Genomic DNA, 21228 nt, shown 5'->3' with positions numbered 1-21228 from the left:
ACCACCTGTGGACAACGAGAAGGTGTCTGTGCGGCGGGAGTTTCTTGTCGGGGGGTCGGCATAGACTTGCCCCCGCGATGCGACCTACTTCTGAAACCCCTGACGGCACGCTGTTCGCCATGCCCGCGACGCGCCAGCCCGCCGAGTCCCGGCCCCGCCCGAGACACGATCCCGAGGCCCTGCTGACCGGCCTCAACGGCCCCCAGCGCGATGCCGTGACCCACGCCGGCTCGCCGCTGCTGATCGTGGCCGGCGCCGGCTCGGGCAAGACCCGGGTGCTCACCCATCGCATCGCCTATCTGCTGGCCGAGCGGGACGTCCATCCCGGCCAGATCATCGCGATCACGTTCACCAACAAGGCCGCCGGCGAGATGAAGGAGCGGGTCGCCCATCTCGTCGGCCCGCGCGCGCGGCTGATGTGGGTGTCGACCTTCCACTCGGCCTGCGTGCGTATCCTGCGCGCCGAGCACGAGCACGCCGGGCTCAAGAGCACGTTCTCGATCTACGACGCCGACGACTCGCGCCGCCTCATGACGCTGGTGATCCGCGAGCTCGACCTCGACCCGAAACGGTATTCCGCGCGCAGTCTGGCCGCCCAGGTCTCCAACCTGAAGAACGAGCTGGTCGAGCCCGAGGAGTTCAAGGAGAAGGCCAAGGGCCCCAACGAGCGGGCCGTCGCCGAGGCGTACGAGCTTTATCAGCGCCGCCTCCGGGAGGCCCACGCACTCGACTTCGACGACATCATCATGGCCACCGTCCACCTCTTCCAGTCGCATCCGCACGTCGCCGAGGCCTATCGTCGCCGCTTCCGCCACGTCATGGTCGACGAATACCAGGACACCAACCACGCGCAGTACATGCTGGTCAAAGAGCTCGTCGGGGTTAAGGGCGGCGAGGTCGAGCCGGCCGAGCTGTGCGTCGTCGGTGACGCCGACCAGTCGATCTACGCCTTCCGCGGCGCGACCATCCGCAACATCCTCGAGTTCGAGCGCGACTATCCCGACGCCCGCACGATCCTGCTCGAGCAGAACTACCGCTCCACCCAGACGATCCTGTCCGCGGCCAACGCGGTGATCGACCGCAACACCTCCCGCAAGCCCAAGCGGCTCTGGAGCGACCAGGGCGCGGGCGAGCAGATCGTCGGCTACGTGGCCGACACCGAGCACGCCGAGGCCGACTGGGTGGCCCGCGAGATCGACCGGTTGAGCGACAAGGGTGACGTGCGCCCGGGAGACGTGGCGGTCTTCTATCGCACCAACGCCCAGTCCCGCGTCTTCGAAGAGGTGTTCATCCGCGTCGGCCTGCCCTACAAGGTGGTCGGCGGCGTCCGGTTCTACGAGCGCAAAGAGGTCCGCGACGCGCTGGCCTACCTGCGCTCGGTGGTCAACGACGACGACACGGTGAGCATCCGCCGCGTGCTCAACACCCCCAAGCGGGGCATCGGCGACCGGGCCGAGGCCTGCATCGAGGCGTTGTCGAGCCGCGACCGCATCTCGTTCGGCCAGGCCCTGCGCCGGGTGAAGGACGCACCCGGCATCTCGGCCCGCGCGGCCAACAGCGTCACCGACTTCGTCCAGCTCCTCGACGACCTGCGCGAGCTGTCGACCACCTCCCCGCCCGAGGAGGTGCTCGAGGTGGCTCTGCAGCGTTCCGGGCTGCTCTCCGAGCTGGAGGAGAGCCTCGACCCGCAGGACCAGGGCCGGGTGGAAAATCTGCAGGAGCTGGTGAGCGTCGCCCGGGAGTACACCGAGCGCGTCGAGGCCCAGGCCGACGAGGACGACGAGGCGCCGGCTGCCACCCTGGCCGGCTTCCTCGAGCAGGTGGCTCTGGTGGCCGACGCCGACCAGCTGCCCAACGACGACCCCGAGCACCAGGGCGTGGTCACGCTGATGACGCTGCACACCGCCAAGGGGCTGGAGTTCCCGGTCGTCTTCCTGACCGGTCTGGAGGACGGCGTCTTCCCGCACACCCGCGCGCTCGGTGACAACAACGAGCTCGAGGAGGAGCGCCGGCTGGCCTATGTGGGCATCACCCGGGCCCGCCAGCGGCTCTATCTCTCGCGCGCGGTCACCCGGGGCGCGTGGGGGCAGCCGCAATACAACCCACCCTCGCGCTTCACCGACGAGTTGCCGCCCGAGCTGGTCCGCTGGGAGCGCACGGCCGGCTCCTACACCTCATGGTCGGGCACCGGTGGCGGCGTGGGTGGTCGCGGTGGCGGCGACCGGTCCCGCGGGGGCGGCTTCGCCGGGGGTACGCCGAAGGCGCAGCAGCTGGCGAGCCGGCTCGGCATCGACGCCAGCAAGCTGTCGACGGCCAGCGAGCTGCCGCAGGCTCCCAAGGTGTCGGCCGGCGACCGCGTCAACCATCAGCGCTACGGCCTCGGCCGGGTGGTCACCGTCGAGGGGCAGGGCCCCGGTGCCCGGGCCCAGATCGACTTCGGCGACCAGGTGATGTGGCTGATCCTGCGGCACGCGCCGATCGAGAAGATCTAACAGCCCGGCACGCTGACACCCCGCTCGAGCAACCACGCGGTGGGCTCGATCGGGTTCTTGTAGTAACCCTGGTGCACCTCGAAGTGCAGGTGCGGCCCGGTGGAGTGGCCGGTGGAGCCCTCGTCGCCGATCTGCTCGCCGGCCTCGACCCGCTGGCCCTCCCGCACGTGCACGGCCGACATGTGGCCGTAGTGGGTGAGGTAGCCGTTGCCGTGGTCGATGAGGACGGCGTTCCCGTAGCCCTGCGCCGCGCCCGCCCGCACCACGACACCGTCACCGGCGGACAGGATCGGTGAGCCGTCCGGCCCGGCGATGTCGACACCCGCGTGCAGCCGGCCCCAGCGCTCGCCATAACAGGAGGTCACCCGGCCGCTCGGGTTCGGGTTGACCCAGGCCGCCGCCACCGGCTTCTTGACGGTGGCCACTACGTGCTTCTTGAGCTTCAGGGGGGCGGCGGAGGCTGTCCCGGCGGCCGGCGGCTTCCACGGGCCGGTGGGCACGAGAGCGGCGGCGTCGGGCTCGGGCGCCGGTGAGGCCGTGACCAGGCCGGCTGGAGCGGGCTGCTTGTCGGCGGCGGCAGCGGCGGTGCCACCGGCCACTCCGGTGGCGAGGGCGCCGCCGAGGGCGGCCGTCAGCAGTACGGTGCGACCCCGGCCGGAGGCGAGCGGCGCGAGCGGAGAAGTGCGCGGCGCACGGTGCCGTCCGGCCGGGCCCGGGCGGTGACGCCCGGCGGAACGGGTTTCGGCTCGAGATGCCACGCGGTACGACCTCCCAGACGCAAAACGGCTCACCGACATCTGCCTGTCGGCCCGTCCGAGGAGATCTTGAGGGAGGTGCGGCCCGGTTCAACCGAGTTGCAACCGAGCGCCCATGCGGGGGATCACCCTATTGGCGACGGTTTGACCGTTCGCGGACGGGTAGATAACCGTCAGCGGCGCGAGGGGAGTGACTCAGGAAGCAGCGGCGATGCCGGCGAAGACCGACTCGACCTGGAGCTTGATGTCGACGCCGCGCTGGCGCAGGAAGGGGATCGGGTCGGTGGGGGCGCCCTTGACGTGAATCTCGAGGTGCAGGTGGGTGCCGTACGAGGCGCCGGTGTTGCCGACCTGGCCGATGACCTGACCGGCCTTGACGACGTCGCCCTTCTTGACCAGCACGCGGCGGGAGTGGGCGTAGATGACCTCGTTGCCCTCGTCGTCCTCGACCGTGATCGAGTAGCCGTAGGCGCCGAAGTAGCCCGCCTGGGTGACCTTGCCGGCGTGGATCGACTTGAACGGCAGGCCCTCGGGGGCGGCCAGGTCGATGCCCGCGTGCAGTTTCTCCCACCGGACGCCGTAGCCCGAGGTGAACGTGTATTCCTCGAGGGGGAGCAGCCAGACGTCGGCCGCGGCCTCGGCGGCGCTCACCTTGGTCTTGGATGCCGCGTCACGGCTGTCGCCACGCGAGGCGGCGCCGGTGTCGGCGTCACGCTCGGCCAGTGCCTGCACCGCCGCCTGGTTGCCGCCGAGACCCTGAAGGGCCTGGGGGTCGACCTGCTTGGCGTCGGGCATGTTGGAGGCGCCCAGAGCAACGACGCCCGCTCCGACGAAGGCGGACGTGACGGCGACGGCGTAGCGGCTGCGCGGAGGGGTGGGGACGCGGCGACGACCGCGATAACGATCGGGCTCAGACGACAAGCGCTGGCGCACGAACAACCCTCCGTCGGTGGCATAGGTGCGGCGTTCTCGAAGCCGAACTTTCGGTGAATCGAGCCGGTCCGCGCTGTCAGATCAGAGTTAACTGGTTGACAGCCGGGAGCCACGGTAGCCAAACCCCTGCCGTGTCACAAGTCGCAGCGCCAAATCGCTGACAGTTCCGGGTCCTCATTGCGCAGTAGATGTCCGAATTAGCGGGCTTTCTTGAAGAAGTGTTCGCGCACGCGGAGTAATGGCATTCAAAGCAGATAGTGAGGTGACGCAGAATACAGTTTCGGTGACCGCAGGTGATCATGTGATCGGGGCGGCGTCTACCTCCCGGCGGCCCCGTCGGGTTACCGTTCGTTCAGGTGACAGTGCGGTCAGTGGCTCGGAGGGTCAGGATGCAAGCACGGATCAGGGTGGTCGTGGCGAAGCCGGGGCTGGACGGGCACGACCGCGGGGCCAAGGTGGTGGCCCGAGCGCTGCGCGACGCCGGTATGGAGGTCGTCTACACCGGCCTGCATCAGACGCCGGAGCAGATTGTCGAGACTGCTGTCCAGGAGGATGCGGACGCGATCGGATTGTCCGTTCTGTCCGGGGCGCACATGACATTGTTCCGCCGCGTCGTCGAGTTGCTCGCGCAGCGTGACGCGGCCGACATCGTGGTATTCGGCGGTGGCATCATCCCGGCCGACGACATCGCCGAATTGGAAAAGCTCGGAGTCGCCCGCATATTCACGCCGGGTGCGACTACCGCGTCCATCATCGAATGGGTACGCGCCAATGTCTCGTCACCAGTGGCGTGACCAGCCCGGACGTTGAGAGTCAATAGGCAAGGGGAGAGGCCGGACGCACCCCTCACACGTCCGGCCCCTCCATGCACGATGCCCCGCCGCCACCCCTCGACCGACAGGGCATCGGCCGCCTGCTTGCCGATGCGCCTCAGCGTTCCGACACCCCTCTCAACGACGGCTCGGGAGCGGGGTTACGGCTCATTTTCCGCAGCCGCCCCACCGGTCCCAGGTGTGCGGTCTTGCACACCGTGCACCCGCGCCTCCGAAGAGGCAGCTCGGGTCGCTACTCTGCGATTGACGGCCCGCAGGGCCGGACATTCTTCACGCCGGCGACGCCTTCAACGGCCGCCGCGCACACAGGTCGGGACGCAATGGTGCGGCTTGCCGGCGCTTGGCGTCGCGAGCGAAAGGAGACACGTGGACCTGTTCGAATATCAGGGGCGCGACCTCTTCGAACGGCACGGGCTGCCCGTGCTGGGCGGTGGCGTCGCCGAGACCCCGCAGGAGGCTCGGGCGATCGCCGAGCGGCTCGGCGGCAAGGTCGTCGTCAAGGCGCAGGTCAAGGTCGGTGGCCGGGGCAAGGCGGGCGGCGTCAAGCTGGCCGACGGTGCGGACGAGGCCGAGGCCCGCGCGACCGACATCCTGGGCATGGACATCAAGGGCCACACGGTTCACAAGGTGATGCTGGCCGAGACGGCCGACATCAAGGAGGAGTACTACTTCTCCTACCTGCTCGACCGGGCCAACCGCACCTTCCTCTGCATCGCCAGCGTCGCCGGCGGCATGGAGATCGAGACGGTCGCCGAGGAGCAGCCGGACCGGGTTGCCAAGATCGCCATCGACGCCAGCAAGGGTGTCGACGAGGCGAAGGCCCGCGAGATCGTCGCCGCGGCGCAGTATCCGGCCGAGGTCGCCGAGCAGATCGTCGACATCGCGGTGAAGCTCTGGCAGGCCTTCGTGGCCGAGGACGCCACGCTGGTCGAGGTCAACCCGCTGGCCAAGGTCGGCGACGGCCGGGTGCTCCTGCTCGACGCCAAGATCACGCTGGACGAGAACGCGGCGTTCCGGCACCCCGACCACGAGGCGCTGGTCGACCAGTCCGCGGTCGACCCGCTGGAGCAGGCGGCCAAGGCCAAGAACCTCAACTACGTCAAGCTCGACGGCGAGGTCGGCATCATCGGCAACGGCGCGGGCCTGGTCATGTCCACTCTCGACGTGGTCGCCTACGCCGGCGAGCAGCACGGCAACGTCAAGCCGGCCAACTTCCTCGACATCGGCGGTGGCGCCAGCGCCCAGGTGATGGCCAACGGTCTCGAGATCGTGCTCGGCGACCCGGCCGTGAAGTCGGTCTTCGTCAACGTCTTCGGCGGCATCACCGCCTGCGACGAGGTCGCCAACGGCATCATCCAGGCCCTCGCCCTGCTCACCGAGCGCGGCGAGACGGTCACCAAGCCGCTCGTGGTACGCCTCGACGGCAACAACGCCGAGGCGGGCCGGGCCATCCTCGACGGCGCGAACAACCCGCTGGTCGAGCGGGTGGACACGATGGACGGAGCGGCCGCTCGGGCCGCCGAGCTTGCGGCTGCGGGGAAGTAATCATGGCTATCTGGCTCACCAAGGACTCCAAGGTCATCGTCCAGGGCATGACCGGCTCCGAAGGCTCGAAGCACACCCGGCGCATGCTGGCCGCGGGCACCAATGTGGTCGGTGGCGTGAACCCGCGCAAGGCCGGCACGACGGTCGACTTCGACGGTACGTCGCTTCCGGTCTTCGCGAGCGTCAGCGAGGCGATGAAGGAGACCGGCGCCGACGTGTCGGTCATCTTCGTGCCGCCGGCGTTCACCAAGGCCGCGATCGTCGAGGCGATCGACGCCGAGATCCCGCTGGCCGTCGTCATCACCGAGGGCGTCCCCGTGCAGGACAGCGCGGCCGCCTGGGCCTACAACGTGGACCGCGGCCAGAAGACCCGGATCATCGGCCCGAACTGCCCGGGCATCGCGTCGCCCGGTGCCAGCAACGCCGGCATCATCCCGGCCGACATCACCCCGGGCGGCCGCATCGGTCTGGTCAGCAAGAGCGGCACGCTGACCTACCAGCTGATGTACGAGCTGCGCGACTTCGGCTTCTCGACCGCGGTCGGCATCGGCGGCGACCCGGTCATCGGCACCACGCACATCGACGCCCTCAAGGCGTTCCAGGACGACCCCGACACCGACGCGATCGTCATGATCGGTGAGATCGGTGGCGACGCCGAGGAGCGGGCCGCCGAGTTCATCAAGGCGAACGTCACCAAGCCGGTGGTGGGCTACATCGCCGGCTTCACCGCCCCGCCCGGCAAGACCATGGGCCACGCCGGCGCGATCATCTCGGGTTCCGCGGGCACCGCGGACGCCAAGAAGGAAGCGCTCGAGGCCGCGGGGGTCAAGGTCGGCAAGACGCCGAGCGAGACCGCTCGCCTCATGCGTGAGGTCATGAGCTGAGCACGCACGACCGATCGGCGCGCCGTCGTCCGGGTCCCCGCGACCTGAACGGCGGCGCGCCGTCGTTGGTGCATCGCCGACCCGGCTCCGACGTGGAAAAGTAGTCGGCGATGCCCAGCACCTCCGACCGTCCCGACGACTTGGACGACCCCTTCGCGGTCGCCGAGGCGGCCGACGTCGCCCAGGAGACCGGGCCGGCCGACGTCACTCGTCAGACCGGACCGGTCGATGTGCGACGCCCGACCGAGGCCATCGAAAGGCCGACGGAGGGCATCGCCAGGCCGACCGAGGGCATCACAAGACCGACCGAGGGCATCGGGAGACCGACCGAGGCGGTACGGAGGGAACAGCGCACCGTTCTGGTCGACGACGAGGTGCTGGCCAACCGCGAGACCGTCCGGCTGCCCAGCCAGCGCCGCCCGCCCCAGCGCCCGCCGAGCCGCGCCCCCCTACCGGTGGCGGCCATGTTCGCCACGCTCTGGGCGGCCCTGCTGTCGTACCTCCCGGTCGCCGCCGTCGTCGGGCTGGCCCGCACCCTCGAGGGCAGCGGCGGCCTGGCCGGCGCCGCCCACGCCGGGCTGGCCGGCTGGATGCTCGGTCACGGCGTGCCCATCGGCACCTCGATCGGGTCCCTCGGCCTGGCCCCGCTGCTGCTCAGCATGCTGATCGTCTGGCGGCTCAACCGGGCCGGGCTGCATGTCACCCGAGCTGTCGGCGCCCGCCGCTCCCGATCGACGGCGCGCGCGCTGTCGGTGGCCTTCGCCATCGCACTGACCTATTCGCTGCTCGGCTCGATCCTCGCGCTCGTCGTCGACGACAAGGGCACCGAGGTCACCGCCGGCCGGGCCGCGCTCAACTTCTTCGTGATCGGGCTGGCCGGGGCACTGGCCGGGTCACTGCGCGGCACCGACGCGCTCAGCGTGTGGGCCGGTCGCCTGCCCGGCCCGTTGCGGCACGGCCTGCGCACCGGCGTCATCGCGGCGCTGTTCGTGCTCGCGTCCGGGGCCGCGGTCACCGGCCTGTCGGTGGCCCTCGGCGGCGGCCAGGCGGCCGACATGATCTCGGCTTACCGCACCGGGGTGGCCGGTCAGGCCGGCATCACGCTGGTCAGCCTGGCCTACGGGGTGAACGGCTCGGTCTGGGCGGTGGCCTATCTGCTCGGCCCCGGCTTCGCGCTCGGCACCGGCTCGATCATCCGGCTGACCGAGGTGACCGTCGGCCCGCTGCCCACCCTGCCCCTGCTGGCCGGACTGCCCAACGGCCCGATGGGCGCGGCCGGGGCCCTGTTGCTGGCCCTGCCCGTGCTGGCCGGCCTGGCCGCGGGCTGGCTGCTCACGCTGCGCCTGGCCGGCGAGGCCAAGGACGCCGGAAAGCCGGCACCGGCCTGGTCGCTCGTGCTCGGCGGCGGTCTGCTCGCGGGCCCGGCCGCCGGCGTCGTCCTGGGCCTGATGACCTGGTTCTCCGGGGGCCCGCTGGGCGACGGCCGGATGGCCACCATCGGCCCCGACCCGTGGCCGGTGGGCATGGTCGCGACGGTCGTCCTGGGTGTCTCCGCGGTCATCGGCGCGGCCGCCGCCCGGCAGTTCCGCCCGACCCCCAAGGCCTAGCGAAACCCGGCGCGCAAGGCCTGGCGAAACCCGGCGCGCAAGGCCTGGCGAAACCCGGCGCGCGAGGCCTGGCGAAACCCGGCGCGCAAGGCCTGGCGAAACCCGGCGCGCAAGGCACAGCAAAAGGGGCACCCATCGGGCGCCCCTTCCACCGTACGGGTCAGTTGCCCGAGTTGTTGGTGATGTCTTCCCAGTTGATGTTCTGGCCGGCGGTGAGCGCCCAGATCAGCAGGCCGATGCCCAGCACGACCGCGACCGCGCCGCAGATGACGCCGGTCAGCGCCTGGCTGCGGTTGGTCGCCTGCCCCCGGTTGGCCTTCTGCAGGCCGAGGTAACCGAGGACCGCGCCCGCGATGCCCAGCGGGATGCCGAGGTAGAAGCAGCAGACCAGCGGGATCGCGACGATCCCGAGAATCATGCCGACCAGGCCCTGGGTGTTGCTGGGAGCGGCCGGCATGCCGGCCGGCTCTCCGCCCGGAGGACCGTAGTAGGGGGGTGGGGTAGTCACGCGCTGGCCTCCCGTTACATATGGCACTTGACAAGTGAAGAAGTCGAATCTGTGAGGACCGGCAGCGTATCCGATGATCAGCAGTTTCGCCTGCCCTCGGGCCTGACCCGTTGTCGGCCGTCCCGGCTCGCGGCGATAGGGTGCTCAGGTGACCGACCCCGCGCCCGCCCGCCTGGTCGTCCTGGTCTCCGGCTCGGGCAGCAACCTGCAGGCCCTCCTCGACGCCGCCGCCGATCCCGCTTACGGCGCCCAGGTCGTGGCCGTGGGTGCCGACCGGGACGGCATCGCCGGGCTCGACCGGGCCGCCGCGGCCGGGGTGCCGACGTTCGTCGACCGGGTCAAGGCCTACGAGACCCGTGACGACTGGGATGCCGCCCTCGCCGCCCACGTGGCCGAGTTCAAGCCCGACCTGGTGGTCTCGGCCGGCTTTCTCAAGCTGGTCGGCCCGCGGTTCCTGGCCGCGTTCGGCGATCGCTACATCAACACGCACAACGCGTTGCTGCCGGCCTTCCCGGGCATCCACGGCCCGCGTGACGCGCTCGCCTACGGCGTCAAGATCGCCGGGGCGACCCTCTTCTTCGTCGACGCCGGCGTCGACACCGGACCGATCATCGCCCAGGTCGCGGTCCCCGTGCTCGACGACGACACGGAGGAGACGCTGACCGAGCGGATCAAGGTGGCCGAGCGGGCCCAGCTGGTCGAGTGGGTCGGCCGCCTGGTGCGCGAGGGCTGGACCATCGAGAACAGGAAGGTACGCATTTAAATGACTTCCCCCGACGAGGGCCGCCGCCCGATCAAGCGGGCGCTGCTGAGCGTTTACGACAAGACCGGCCTCGTCGAGCTCGCCCGGGCGCTGGCCGCCGCGGGGGTCGAGATCGTGTCCACCGGCTCCACCGCGGCCACGGTCGAGGCGGCCGGCGTCGCGGTCACCCGGGTCGAGCAGCTCACCGGCTTCCCCGAGACCCTCGACGGCCGGGTCAAGACGCTGCACCCGCGGGTGCACGCCGGTCTGCTGGCCGACCTGCGGCTCGAGACCCACGCCGCTCAGCTGGCCGAGCTCGACATCCCGCCGTTCGAGCTGCTGGTCAGCAACCTCTATCCGTTCACGCAGACGGTGGCGTCGGGCGCGAGCGTCGACGAGTGCGTCGAGCAGATCGACATCGGCGGCCCGGCGATGGTGCGCGCGGCCGCCAAAAATCACCCCTCGGTCGCCGTGGTGACGATGGTCGAGGCTTATCCCCTGATCGTCGAGGCCCTGGCCGCCGGCGGCTTCACGCTGACCCAGCGCAAGGCGCTCGCCTCCCGGGCCTTCGCCGACATCGCGGAGTACGACGTGGCGGTGGCCAACTGGACGGCCACGACGCTGTCGCCCAGCGAGTGGCCCGAGTTCGCCGGCCTCGCCCTCGAGCGGGCCAACACCTTGCGGTACGGGGAGAACCCGCACCAGCCGGCCGCGCTCTACCTCGACCGCAACGCGCCCGCCGGCCTCGCGCAGGCCGAGCTGGTGCACGGTGGCGAGCTGTCGTTCAACAACTACGTCGACGCCGACGCCGCCTGGCGCAGCGCCAACGACTTCGACCAGCCCTGCGTGGCGATCATCAAGCACGCCAACCCGTGCGGCATCGCGGTCGGGGCCGACGTGGCCGAGGCGCACCGCAAGGCCAACGACTGCGACCCGGTGTCGGCGTTCGGCGGGGTCATCGCGGTCAACCGCGAGGTCACCGAGGCGATGGCCAAGCAGCTCGACGGCATCTTCACCGAGGTGATCGTCGCCCCGTCGTACGAGCTGGCCGCGCTCGACATCTTCCGGCTCAAGAAGAAGCTGCGCGTGCTGGTCGCCCCGGCCTGGGCCCCGGCGCCGGCCGAGATCAAGCAGATCGGCGGCGGCGTGCTGGTGCAGATGGCCGACCGCGTCGACGCCCCGGGCGACGATCCGGCGAATTGGACGCTGGCGACCGGCGAGCCGGCCTCGGCCGAGGAGCTGGCCGACCTGACCTTCGCCTGGCGCGCGATCCGCAGCGTGAAGAGCAACGCGATCCTGCTGGCCTCGGGCGGCGCCACCGTCGGCGTCGGCATGGGTCAGGTCAACCGGGTCGACTCGGCGCACCTGGCGGTCAACCGGGCCGGCGCCGAGCGGGCCAAGGGCAGCGTGGCCGCGTCCGACGCGTTCTTCCCGTTCCCCGACGGGCTCGAGGTGCTGATCGCGGCCGGTGTCAAGGCGGTCGTGCAGCCGGGCGGCTCGATCCGCGACGAAAAGGTGATCGAGGCGGCCGCGAAGGCCGGTATGACCGTCTATCTGACCGGCACCCGGCACTTCTACCACGGCTGATGTCCGACCTCGTTCAGGACACGACCTTCAGCGGCCGGGACTGGGCGCTGGAGGAGGTCGCCGGTGTCCGCTACGAGGATTGCGCGTTCCACGACGTCGACTGGTCGGAGGCGCGGCTGACCGGCTGCGTCTTCACCAACTGCACGTTCGGCAACGTCCGGTTCAACGCGGCGGTGCTCGAGCGGGTGGCGCTCCTGCAGTCGACGTTGCAGCGCTGCTCGTTCTTCGACGCCACGCTGACCGATTGCAAGCTGACCGGTAGCCAGTTCGTCGACTGCGGGCTGCGCCCGATCACCATCGAGGGCGGCGACTGGGGGTTCGTCTCGCTGCGCGGGCAGAATCTGACCGGTGCCGGGCTGGGCGGCCTACGGTTGCGGGAGGCCGACCTGATGGGCGCCGACCTGAGCCGGGCCGACCTGCGCGGAGCCGATCTGTCCAACGCGCGGCTGACCGACGTGCGGCTCAAGGGGGCCGACCTGCGCGGCGCCGACCTCGACGGGGTCGAGCTGCGGGGCCTCGACCTCACCGGCGCCAAGATCGATATCGGCCAGGCCGTGCAGTTCGCCTCGGCGTACGGCGCGAAAGTGAGCTGACCGGGTAGTGGCTTATCTGGCGTTGACCCGACCGGCCGGTAATACGCCGTTAACCGACTGATAGCGTCCGGAAAAACGTGCCGGAGACTGGGAGTGGATGGAGCTATGGGCAAGAAGGTAACCGTCGTAGGTGCCGGTTTCTACGGCTCGACGACCGCGCAGCGCCTGGCCGAGTACGACATCTTCGAGACGGTGGTGCTGACCGACATCCTCGAGGGCAAGCCGGCCGGTCTCGCGCTCGACATGAACCAGTCCCGGCCGATCGAGGGCTTCGAGACCAAGGTCGTCGGCGCCACCACCGGCCCCAACGGTGAGGGCTACGAGGCCATCGAGGGCTCCGACGTGGTCGTGGTGACCGCGGGCCTGCCCCGCAAGCCCGGCATGAGCCGCATGGACCTGCTCGAGGTCAACGCCAAGATCGTGCGCCAGGTGGCCGAGAACATCGCCAAGTACGCGCCCAACGCCGTGGTCATCGTGGTCTCGAACCCGGTCGACGAGATGACCGCGCTGGCCCAGCTGGCCACCCAGTTCCCCAAGAACAGGGTGTTCGGTCAGGCCGGTGTGCTCGACACCGCGCGCTTCACCAACTCGATCGCCGAGACGCTGGCCGTGCCGGTCAAGAGTGTCAAGGCGCTCACGCTGGGCTCGCACGGCGACACCATGGTGCCGGTCCCGTCGCGCTGCACGGTCGACGGCAAGCCGCTGTCCGACCTGCTCCCGGCCGACAAGATCGAGGAACTCGTCGTCCGTACCCGGAACGGTGGCGCCGAGGTGGTCGCGCTGCTCAAGACCGGTTCGGCCTATTACGCCCCGTCGGCCGCGGCCGCCCGCATGGCCAAGGCCGTGGTCGAGGACTCCGGCGAGGTCCTGCCGGTCTGCGCCTGGGTCGACGGTGAGTACGGCATCTCCGGCGTCTATCTGGGCGTCGAGGCCCAGATCGGGGCCGAGGGCATCAAGAAGGTCGTCGAGGACAAGCTCACCGACGCCGAGGTGGCCGGTCTCAAGGAGGCCGCCGAGGCCGTCCGGGCCAAGCAGGCCGACGTGGCCAGCCTCTGATCCACCGATCGTTGAGAAAGGCCGGGACGAGATCCCGGCCTTTCCTATTCACCCGGTGTGGCGATGATCAGAATGGCGACGTCGTCGTCGCCGAGGGTCGCCCCGGCCACGAGCGCCTCGGCCAGCTCGCCGGGCTCGGCGCCGGCGTTCGCGGCCAGGGTCTTGTGCAGCCGGTCCACCCCCTCGTCGATGGTGGCCGACCGGGTCTCGATCAGTCCGTCGGTGTGCAGCACGAGCGTGCTGCCGGGGGTCAGGTGGCGGGTGTGGTTGCGGCGGGAGATCCGCCGGCCCGCCCCGAGCAGCGGGTCGCGGCCGGTGAGCAGTGTGACCTCGTCGCCGTCGATCAGCGTCGGCGGCGGGTGGCCCGCGTTCGACCAGGTCAGCGTGTGCCCGCCGGTGGGGTCGGGGTCGAGGTAGGCCACCAGCACCGTGGCGATGCCGTCGAGGCCGAGCGCGCGCCCGGTGTGCTCGAGCCGGCGGAGCAGGGCCGAGGGCGGCTCGTGCCGGTCGATCAGCAGGGTGCGCAGCATGCCGCGGTATTCGCTCATCCGGGCCGCGGCGTCGATGCTGTGCCCGGCCACGTCGCCGATCACGACGGCCAGCCGGCCCCCGTCGAGGCTGATCGCGTCGTACCAGTCGCCGCCCACGTGGTCCTCGTGGTGGGCGGGCAGGTAGCGCGCGGCCATCCGCAGGTGCTCGTGCTGCGGCAGCGCGGTGAGCAGGGCCTTCTGCATGGTGGCGGCGGCCGACTCGGTGCGGTGGTTGGCGATCCGCAACCGCAGGCTGTCCGAGCAGCTCACGGCCAGCGCGGCCAGCAGGCTCAGCTCGGCCGCGGTCCAGTCGCGGGGCTGATGGTCGATGGCGCAGAGCGACCCGAGCACCTCGCCCTGGGCGTCGGTCAGCGGCATCCCCGCGTAGCCGACCACGCCGAGGTCGTCGATGGCCAGATTGTCGCTCACCCGGGGGTCGAGCCGGGCATCGGTGACGATCAGCGGCTCGGCCGTGGCCACGACATGCTGGCAGAACGAGTGCGACAGCGGGGTCTCGCGGGAGCCCAGCCAGGGCTCGCCCAGGCCGCAGGCGCCCGGGAAGAACTGCCGATCGGCATCGACCAGGGTCACGAGGGCCACCGGCACACGCAGGACGGTGCGCACCATCTCGGCGAACCGGTCGAGCGCGGGGTCGGCCAGGGAGTCGAGTCCCGTACGCGAAAGCGAGCCCAGCCGGGCGGGGCTCACCAGGGCACGGTGGCGCGCATCGCCCATCGTCGCGTCCACTGGCCTCCTCGTCGATCCCACTGCGGCATCAAATGATGCCACTGCCGGGGAGGCGAGTGACAGGGGCCGAAAGCCCTGTCCTCCCGGCCGCCGGGCCAGGAAGCGGCCAGACTGATGGGGAGAAGCCGACCGGGGCCGCCCGGCGCGGGTGACGAGTCCTGCAGTACGCTCGTACTGCTAAGAATGGTTTTCGGGAGAGGAGCGCCGGCCGCATGGCGAAAATCAAGGTCACAAACCCGGTCGTGGAGCTCGACGGCGACGAGATGACCCGGATCATCTGGAAGCAGATCCGGGAGCAGCTGATCCTGCCCTATCTCGAGGTCCCGCTCGAGTACTACGACCTGTCGATCCAGCACCGCGACGAGACCGACGACCAGGTGACGATCGACGCGGCCAATGCCATCAAACAGCATGGCGTCGGCGTCAAGTGCGCGACCATCACCCCCGACGAGGCCCGCGTCGAGGAGTTCGGCCTGAAGAAGATGTGGCGGTCGCCCAACGGCACCATCCGCAACATCCTCGGCGGCGTCGTCTTCCGCGAGCCCATCATCATGCAGAATGTGCCGCGCCTGGTGCCCGGCTGGACCAAGCCGATCATCATCGGCCGGCACGCCCACGGCGACCAGTACAAGGCCACCGACTTCGTCGCGCCCAAGGCCGGCAAGTTCACGATGACCTTCACGCCGACCGACGGCTCGGAGCCGATCGAGTTCCACGTGGCCGACTTCCCGGCCGGCGGCATCGGCATGGGCATGTACAACTTCGACGACTCGATCCGCGACTTCGCGCGGGCGTCGTTCCGGTATGGCCTGGCCCGCAACTACCCGGTCTACCTGTCGACCAAGAACACGATCCTCAAGGCCTACGACGGCCGGTTCAAGGACCTGTTCGCCGAGGTCTTCGAGTCGGAGTTCGCCGAGAAGTTCAAGGCGGCCGGCCTCACCTACGAGCACCGGCTGATCGACGACATGGTCGCGGCCGCGATGAAGTGGGAGGGCGGCTACGTCTGGGCCTGCAAGAACTACGACGGTGACGTGCAGTCCGACACCGTGGCCCAGGGCTTCGGCTCGCTCGGCCTGATGACCTCCGTGCTGATGACGCCCGACGGCAAGACCGTCGAGGCCGAGGCCGCGCACGGCACGGTCACCCGGCACTACCGACAGTGGCAGAAGGGCGAGAAGACGTCGACCAACCCGATCGCGTCGATCTTCGCCTGGACCGGCGGCCTCAAGCACCGCGGCGTCCTCGACGGCACCCCCGCGGTGACCGAGTTCGCCGAGACGCTCGAGAAGGTCTGCGTCGAGACCGTCGAGGGCGGCCAGATGACCAAGGACCTCGCGCTGCTCATCTCGCGTGACGCCCCGTGGCTGTCGACCGACGAGTTCATGAACGCGCTCGACGAGAACCTGGCTCGCAAGCTCGCTGCCTGAGACAAGGGCCGCCGGGGCATCCCGGCGGCCCTTTTTCTCGGCCGAGGCATGCGCGAAAACGCATGTTTGATTTCGTAACCAGTGGTAACTCGGGTCGTTGCACCAGTCAGAACGGATGACGGTCGGGGCGCCGAGAGGTCGCCCACCGGTCCGGCCGCCTTGTCCCGGGCGCCGACCGGTTCTCGCGGCATCCACGACCGGCGTGGGCGTTTGCTCGCCTGCCGTCCCTTCCCCTTGCGGGGGTCCTGTCCCGGGCCCCCCGCCCCCAAAATTCTCAGGCGGCCTCGCGCAGCAGCTGGGCCGCTCGCTCGGGGACGATGTCGTTCACGAAGAAGCCCATCGCCGACTCCGAGCCGGCCAGGTATTTCAGCTTGTCGGCCGCGCGGCGGATGCTGAACAGCTGCAGGTGCAGGTAACCGAGCTCGCGGCCCTCGCCGACCACCGCCTGGTTCCAGGCCGAGATGTACGGCATCGGCCGGCCGAACAAGCCGTCGAAGCGCCGCAGCAGGTCCAGGTAGAGCGGGCCGAAGGCGTCGCGCTCGGCATCGGAGAGCGCCGGCAGGTCGGGCACCTTGCGATGGGGGGCGAGGTGCACCTCGAAGGGCCAGCGGGCGGCGGCCGGCACGTACGCCGTCCAATGCTCGTTGGAACCGATCACCCGGGCCCCGTCGGCCCGCTCGGCCGCCAGCACGTCGGTGTAAAGATCGTTTCCCGTACGGGCGAGGTGGCGCCCGGCCGCGGCCAGCATCAGCTTGGTGCGCGGGGGCACGGTCGGGAACGCGTAGATCTGCCCGTGCGGGTGCTGCAGGGTCACGCCGATCTCGACGCCCCTGTTCTCGAACGGGAACACCTGCGCCACCCCGGGCCGGCCGGACAGCTCGGCGGTGCGGTCGGCGAGCGCGTCGACGACCGTGCGCACCCGCGACGGCGGCAGCTCGGCGAAGGCGCTGCCGTGGTCGCTGGTGAAGCACACGACCTCGCAGCGCCCGATGCCCGGGCGCACCGGCACCAGGCCGGTCACCTCGGTGATCTCGTCCGGCGGGACGCGGTCGCTGAACGACGGGAACTGGTTCTCGAAGACGACCACGTCGTAGCCGGGGGCCGGGATCTCGCCGGCGAACGACGGCTTGGCCGGGCACAGCGGGCAGGCGTCCGGCGGCGGCATGAACGTGCGGGTCTGGCGGTGGGCGGCGACCGCCACCCACTCGTCGAGCAGCGGGTCGTGCCGGAGCTGGGAGGTGGGCGGTGGGGGCGGCAGCTGCCGGGTGTCCGGATAGGACACCCAGTCGTTCGCCTCCTCGTTGAAATAGATCAGCTCGCGCCCGTCGGACAGGCGGATCGCCTCGCGGCTCTTGAAGGTCACTGCGCAGTCACCACGACAAGCTCCCGGACCGTCTCGGCCAACAGGGAGCGGGCCGGCTCGTCCAGCCCGTCATCGGTGATCAGGACGTCCGCGCGCTCGAGCGGCACGATCGAGGAGATGCCGACCGTGCCCCACTTGGTGTGGTCGGCCAGCACGACGAGGCGCTCGGCGGCCTCGACCAGAGCCCGGTTGACGTCGGCCTCCATGAGGTTGGGGGTGGTGTAGCCGGCGCGTTCGCTCATGCCGTGCACGCCCAGAAAGAGCATGTCGAGGTGCAGGGTGCCGATGGCGGCGACCGCGACCGGGCCGACGAGAGCGTCCGACGGCGTCCGCGTCCCGCCGGTCAGCACGACGGTCTGGTCGGGCCGGCCGGCCCGATAGAAGATGTCGGCGACCGGGATCGAGTTGGTCACCACGGTCAGCGAGGGCACGTCGACCAGGCGCTGGGCCAGGCCGGCGGTGGTCGTGCCGGCGGAGAGCGCGATCGCGTCGCCGGGGGAGACGAGCGCGGCGGCGCGCATGGCCATGGCCGCCTTCTCACCGCGCTGGCGCACACTCTTGGCCGCGAAGCCGGGCTCGTGGGCCGAGCCCGGGCTCACCGTGGTGGCGCCGCCGTGTACCTTCGCCAGCAGGCCCCGGTCGGCCAGGGACTCCAGGTCGCGGCGGATGGTCATGTCGGAGACGCCGTATTCCGAGGCGAGCTCGCTGACCCGGACGCCGCCGGCCGCTCGGACACGGTCGAGTATCGCGGCCTGTCGCTGCTGTGCCAGCATCAGTGGACCGCCGCCGGGAACCGCACTAAATCGAACACGCCCGAACACTACCTGGTGATCGGGCGTGCGCGAAAGAGTCGGGCCTTCAGTCGTTTCCCGGGAGGGCGGCCGGCCTGGCCGGCGGGAGTCAGATTCCGCGTCCGCGCTTGTGGAGGGCGGAGAGAACGTTCTCAACTTTTACCGCTCCGGTCATCGCGGCGAGCGCGATCGCGGTGCGCGGTTCCTTCCAGTTCGCGCGTACGGCCTCCTTGCTGAACTGCCACGCCTGGCTGCGGTTGCCGGTGGCGGCCGACCAGCACGCGAGCTGGCCGTAGACGCGGGCCGCACCGGGCCGGCAGCCGCTGATCTCGGGGTGCCGTTGCATCATCCAGCGCAGGGAGCTGATCTTGGTGGCGTACTCGTAGGCGTAGTGCGAGGTGCGGCCCCACAGGACCCGGACGAGCGGCTCGTCGAGGTGCACGATCGGTGCCCGGCGGGCGGCCCGCAGCAGCAGGTCCCAGTCCTCGTTCTGGCTGCCCGGGGCGTCCTCGGCGACCAGGCCGATCGCGTCGTCGGCCAGCGCCGCCCGGCGGATCAGGAACGACGACGAGTGCAGCATCGCCATCCGGGAGCGGGCCAGGTCGTCGACCGTGACCCGGGGCCGCCCGGCCAGCCGCGGGGTGCACTTGCCCTCGTACTCGACCTCGATCGCACACGTCGCGAACTCGGCGTCGGGCTCGGCCATCAGCGCCGCCACCTGGCGGCGGAGCTTGTCGGGATGCCACTGGTCGTCGTCGTCGCAGAACGCCACGAACTCGGTGTCGAGGGCCAGGATGCCGGTGTTGCGGGCGCCGGCCAGGCCCGAGGTGCGCCAGTTGGTCAGCACCAGCACCTGGACGTCGTCGGTCGCGGCGAGCAGGTAGTCGGGCTCGGTCTGGTCATAGACCACCAGCACTTTGACCTCACCCGGGTAGCGCTGGTCACGGACCGCGCCGATCGCCTTGCGCACGAGCTCGGGCCGGTTGCGGGTGGGAATGACGACGCCGACGGACGGCCAGTTCATCGAATCTCCTCGGGCGACGACGGGACAGACAGCGGGTATCCGTAGGCCCGCAGCATCGGGGCGCAGACCGTGCCGACCAGGCGCCTCTGGCTGGGCGGCAGCGAGCGCTTCCAGGCGTCGTCGTGGCGCAGCGGCAGCCGGCCGACGGTGAAGCGCATCGGGTTGCCGGCGGCGCTGTGCCCGACCTTGAGGTCGGCGTAGCCGTCGCCCAGGAAGGACAGGTCCTCGGGTCGCAGCCGCAGCCCGGCGAAGTCAGCGATCGACAGCAACTGCGTCCGCGGGTCGGCCAGGAACTCCTCGTAGCGCAGCCGGTGCACGGCCACGCCGCGCTTGGCCAGCAGCCCGAAAGCGGCGTTGTGAGCGTTCCACAGAAGTGCCGAGCGACCGGGGGAGTACCGGGTCATCTCGTCGGCGCCGTCGGTCTCGGGCCGGGAGACCTTCTTGGTCCACGAATACGCCACCCCGCGTGCGTCCCGTACGACGTGCAGCACACGGAGGTCGATGTCGGGGGCCCAGCGCAGCACGTGGGCGAGTGCCGAGTGCTTGGACGAGTCGACCACCACCCGCGCACCGGCGATCTCGGCCGCGGCGGCGTACACCCGCGCGTAGAAGTGTGCGTACTCGTGCACCTCGTCGGGCGGCTCGACGGCGGTGGCCAGCCGGGGGATGTGCCGGGTGCGCTCGACCGCGTCGCGCAGCGCGTGCACCCGGTCGACGTCGACGTTCTGCCAGCCGCCGAAGGCGTACTGCCCGACCCGCCGCCAGAACGCACAGGCCGAGAAGCGGGCTCCGCAGCCGCACCGTTCGTCGTCGCGCAGATCGCGCTGCCACAGGTGGACGATCTCACCGAGCGTGCACACCCCGGGTAGCTCGCCTAGCAGGCGTTCGACGAGCGTTGTCCCGCTTCGTCCTAATCCACCCAGAAATAGCACTCGTGCCACTTTGGCCCACCTTCGCTCGTTTCGCTCGTATAACGAACCAACAAGCGTGAAGGAGGCGTGGCGTGTCAGTCGAGGCTTTCGATCGGGTCCAGCTCGACGGGACCGGCATCGATCGGATCACCGAGGCCGAGGTGGTGGCGGTCGTGCGGGATGCGCTGACGCACGGCCGCGGCGGCCGGATCCTGACCCCGAACATCGACATCCTGCGCCGGGCCCAGCGTGACGACGAGTGCCGCCGGCACCTGGCCGACGCCGACCTGATCGTCGCCGACGGCATGCCGCTGGTCTGGGCGAGCAAGCTGAGCGGGACGCCCCTGCCCGAGCGGGTGGCCGGCAGCAGCCTGATCCGGACTCTCTCGGCCGGCCTCGGTCTGGACGGCCGTTCGATCTTCGTGCTCGGCGGTGCGCCGGCGACCGACGACGCCACCCCGGACGGCGCCACCCGGGCCGCCGATCGGCTCCTGGCCACCTGTCCGGGTCTGCGCTTGGCCGGCACGAGCTGCCCGCCGTTCGGCTTCGAGCGGGATCCTTTGGCGTACGCCGATGTCTGCGCGAAGGTGGTCGACGCCCGCCCCGACCTGGTCTTCGTCGGCCTGGGCTATCCCAAGCAGGAGCGCGTGATCACGCGGTTGCGGGCCGAGCTGCCGCAAACCTGGTTCCTGGGTTGTGGCGCCGCGGTCAACTTCATCGCCGGCGACATCGAGCGGGCCCCGCGCTGGATGCAGCGCACCGGCCTGGAATGGGCGCACCGCCTCGGCACCGAGCCCCGCCGCCTGGCCGGCCGCTACCTGCGCCACGACGCCCCGTACGCGTTGCGCCTGCTCGCCCAGGCCCCGGCCCAGCGCGCCCGGGCTCGCTAGGTTGGAG

The 21228-nt window shown here is 70.5% G+C and carries 19 protein-coding genes; 11 read left to right on the top strand and 8 right to left on the bottom strand.

Going from position 1 to position 21228, the window contains the following annotated elements:
- Positions 1–119 precede the first annotated feature (119 nt).
- Complete coding sequence (gene pcrA / locus NAG42_RS05425) at positions 120–2492, top strand: DNA helicase PcrA (RefSeq protein WP_250028527.1); 2373 nt, start codon at positions 120–122, stop codon at positions 2490–2492.
- On the opposite strand, the gene NAG42_RS05420 is transcribed toward pcrA, so the two are convergent.
- On the bottom strand, positions 2489–3250 hold the full coding sequence (locus NAG42_RS05420) for a M23 family metallopeptidase (protein ID WP_250028525.1): 762 nt from the start codon (positions 3248–3250) through the stop codon (positions 2489–2491). The genes pcrA and NAG42_RS05420 overlap by 4 nt on opposite strands.
- A 192-nt stretch (positions 3251–3442) precedes the next feature.
- Positions 3443–4180, bottom strand: a complete 738-nt coding sequence (locus NAG42_RS05415; RefSeq protein WP_250028523.1) for a M23 family metallopeptidase — start codon at positions 4178–4180, stop codon at positions 3443–3445.
- Positions 4181–4569: 389 nt separating this feature from the next.
- Between NAG42_RS05415 and icmB the strand changes: the two genes are divergently transcribed.
- The 4 genes from icmB (at position 4570) to NAG42_RS05395 (ending at position 9049) form a co-directional block, all read left to right on the top strand.
- Positions 4570–4974 carry a coenzyme B12-dependent isobutyryl CoA mutase small subunit gene (icmB, locus tag NAG42_RS05410; protein ID WP_250028521.1) on the top strand — a complete coding sequence of 135 codons (405 nt, stop codon included), beginning with the start codon at positions 4570–4572 and terminating at the stop codon, positions 4972–4974.
- A gap of 405 nt (positions 4975–5379) precedes the next feature.
- The gene (sucC, locus tag NAG42_RS05405; protein WP_250028520.1) at positions 5380–6558 is read left to right on the top strand and encodes an ADP-forming succinate--CoA ligase subunit beta; all 1179 of its coding nucleotides are present in this window, start codon (positions 5380–5382) and stop codon (positions 6556–6558) included.
- Between the two features lie 2 nt (positions 6559–6560).
- Positions 6561–7442 carry a succinate--CoA ligase subunit alpha gene (sucD, locus tag NAG42_RS05400; protein WP_250028518.1) on the top strand — a complete coding sequence of 294 codons (882 nt, stop codon included), beginning with the start codon at positions 6561–6563 and terminating at the stop codon, positions 7440–7442.
- A 110-nt stretch (positions 7443–7552) separates the two neighbouring features.
- Entirely contained in the window at positions 7553–9049 is a 1497-nt protein-coding gene (locus NAG42_RS05395; protein ID WP_250028517.1) for a cell division protein PerM, read from the top strand.
- Between the two features lie 160 nt (positions 9050–9209).
- On the opposite strand, the gene NAG42_RS05390 is transcribed toward NAG42_RS05395, so the two are convergent.
- Complete coding sequence (locus NAG42_RS05390; protein WP_250028515.1) at positions 9210–9557, bottom strand: DUF4190 domain-containing protein; 348 nt, start codon at positions 9555–9557, stop codon at positions 9210–9212.
- A gap of 148 nt (positions 9558–9705) precedes the next feature.
- On the opposite strand from NAG42_RS05390, the gene purN reads away from it, so the two are divergent.
- From purN to mdh, 4 genes are all read left to right on the top strand, one after another.
- Positions 9706–10320, top strand: a complete 615-nt coding sequence (purN, locus tag NAG42_RS05385) for a phosphoribosylglycinamide formyltransferase (RefSeq protein WP_250028514.1) — start codon at positions 9706–9708, stop codon at positions 10318–10320.
- Positions 10321–11886, top strand: a complete 1566-nt coding sequence (gene purH, locus NAG42_RS05380; RefSeq protein ID WP_250028513.1) for a bifunctional phosphoribosylaminoimidazolecarboxamide formyltransferase/IMP cyclohydrolase — start codon at positions 10321–10323, stop codon at positions 11884–11886.
- The gene (locus NAG42_RS05375) at positions 11886–12479 is read left to right on the top strand and encodes a pentapeptide repeat-containing protein (RefSeq protein ID WP_250028512.1); all 594 of its coding nucleotides are present in this window, start codon (positions 11886–11888) and stop codon (positions 12477–12479) included. The genes purH and NAG42_RS05375 overlap by 1 nt, the downstream gene beginning before the upstream one ends.
- A gap of 105 nt (positions 12480–12584) precedes the next feature.
- Positions 12585–13535 carry a malate dehydrogenase gene (mdh, locus tag NAG42_RS05370; protein WP_250028511.1) on the top strand — a complete coding sequence of 317 codons (951 nt, stop codon included), beginning with the start codon at positions 12585–12587 and terminating at the stop codon, positions 13533–13535.
- Positions 13536–13579: 44 nt separating this feature from the next.
- Here mdh and NAG42_RS05365 read toward each other — a convergent pair whose 3' ends face one another.
- On the bottom strand, positions 13580–14773 hold the full coding sequence (locus tag NAG42_RS05365) for a PP2C family protein-serine/threonine phosphatase (protein ID WP_250028510.1): 1194 nt from the start codon (positions 14771–14773) through the stop codon (positions 13580–13582).
- A 251-nt stretch (positions 14774–15024) separates the two neighbouring features.
- Here NAG42_RS05365 and NAG42_RS05360 point away from each other — a divergent pair, with 251 nt between their 5' ends.
- A complete protein-coding gene (locus tag NAG42_RS05360; protein ID WP_250028509.1) occupies positions 15025–16242 on the top strand; it encodes an NADP-dependent isocitrate dehydrogenase in 1218 nt (405 codons plus the stop codon).
- A gap of 274 nt (positions 16243–16516) precedes the next feature.
- Here the strand turns inward: NAG42_RS05360 and galT are convergent, their stop codons facing one another.
- The 4 genes from galT to NAG42_RS05340 all read right to left on the bottom strand — a co-directional run bounded on the left by galT (position 16517) and on the right by NAG42_RS05340 (position 20361).
- Positions 16517–17605: a galactose-1-phosphate uridylyltransferase gene (galT, locus tag NAG42_RS05355; RefSeq protein ID WP_250028508.1), complete on the bottom strand. Its 1089-nt coding sequence runs from the start codon at positions 17603–17605 to the stop codon at positions 16517–16519.
- Positions 17602–18378, bottom strand: a complete 777-nt coding sequence (locus NAG42_RS05350; RefSeq protein WP_250028507.1) for a DeoR/GlpR family DNA-binding transcription regulator — start codon at positions 18376–18378, stop codon at positions 17602–17604. The genes galT and NAG42_RS05350 overlap by 4 nt, the downstream gene beginning before the upstream one ends.
- A 127-nt stretch (positions 18379–18505) precedes the next feature.
- Entirely contained in the window at positions 18506–19420 is a 915-nt protein-coding gene (locus NAG42_RS05345; protein WP_250028505.1) for a glycosyltransferase family 2 protein, read from the bottom strand.
- Positions 19417–20361: a sulfotransferase gene (locus NAG42_RS05340; RefSeq protein ID WP_438872368.1), complete on the bottom strand. Its 945-nt coding sequence runs from the start codon at positions 20359–20361 to the stop codon at positions 19417–19419. Before NAG42_RS05340 ends, NAG42_RS05345 begins: the two co-directional genes overlap by 4 nt.
- A 62-nt stretch (positions 20362–20423) precedes the next feature.
- Here NAG42_RS05340 and NAG42_RS05335 point away from each other — a divergent pair, with 62 nt between their 5' ends.
- A complete protein-coding gene (locus NAG42_RS05335; protein ID WP_250028504.1) occupies positions 20424–21221 on the top strand; it encodes a WecB/TagA/CpsF family glycosyltransferase in 798 nt (265 codons plus the stop codon).
- Positions 21222–21228 lie beyond the last annotated feature (7 nt).

The organism is Paractinoplanes maris, assembly GCF_023544465.1.
GTDB classification, from domain to species: domain Bacteria; phylum Actinomycetota; class Actinomycetes; order Mycobacteriales; family Micromonosporaceae; genus Actinoplanes; species Actinoplanes maris.
The sequence above is the reverse complement of the archived record's forward strand: the minus strand, read 5'-3'. Positions and strand labels throughout refer to the sequence as shown.

Excerpts from the sequence above, each read along its gene's own strand:
- pcrA (WP_250028527.1), top strand. The coding sequence starts at position 120 with ATGCCCGCGACGCGCCAGCCCGCCGAGTCCCGGCCCCGCCCGAGACAC.
- icmB (WP_250028521.1), top strand. The coding sequence starts at position 4,570 with ATGCAAGCACGGATCAGGGTGGTCGTGGCGAAGCCGGGGCTGGACGGG.
- sucD (WP_250028518.1), top strand. The coding sequence starts at position 6,561 with ATGGCTATCTGGCTCACCAAGGACTCCAAGGTCATCGTCCAGGGCATG.
- NAG42_RS05395 (WP_250028517.1), top strand. The coding sequence starts at position 7,553 with ATGCCCAGCACCTCCGACCGTCCCGACGACTTGGACGACCCCTTCGCG.
- purH (WP_250028513.1), top strand. The coding sequence starts at position 10,321 with ATGACTTCCCCCGACGAGGGCCGCCGCCCGATCAAGCGGGCGCTGCTG.
- NAG42_RS05375 (WP_250028512.1), top strand. The coding sequence starts at position 11,886 with ATGTCCGACCTCGTTCAGGACACGACCTTCAGCGGCCGGGACTGGGCG.
- mdh (WP_250028511.1), top strand. The coding sequence starts at position 12,585 with ATGGGCAAGAAGGTAACCGTCGTAGGTGCCGGTTTCTACGGCTCGACG.
- NAG42_RS05360 (WP_250028509.1), top strand. The coding sequence starts at position 15,025 with ATGGCGAAAATCAAGGTCACAAACCCGGTCGTGGAGCTCGACGGCGAC.
- NAG42_RS05350 (WP_250028507.1), bottom strand. The coding sequence starts at position 18,378 with ATGCTGGCACAGCAGCGACAGGCCGCGATACTCGACCGTGTCCGAGCG.
- NAG42_RS05345 (WP_250028505.1), bottom strand. The coding sequence starts at position 19,420 with ATGAACTGGCCGTCCGTCGGCGTCGTCATTCCCACCCGCAACCGGCCC.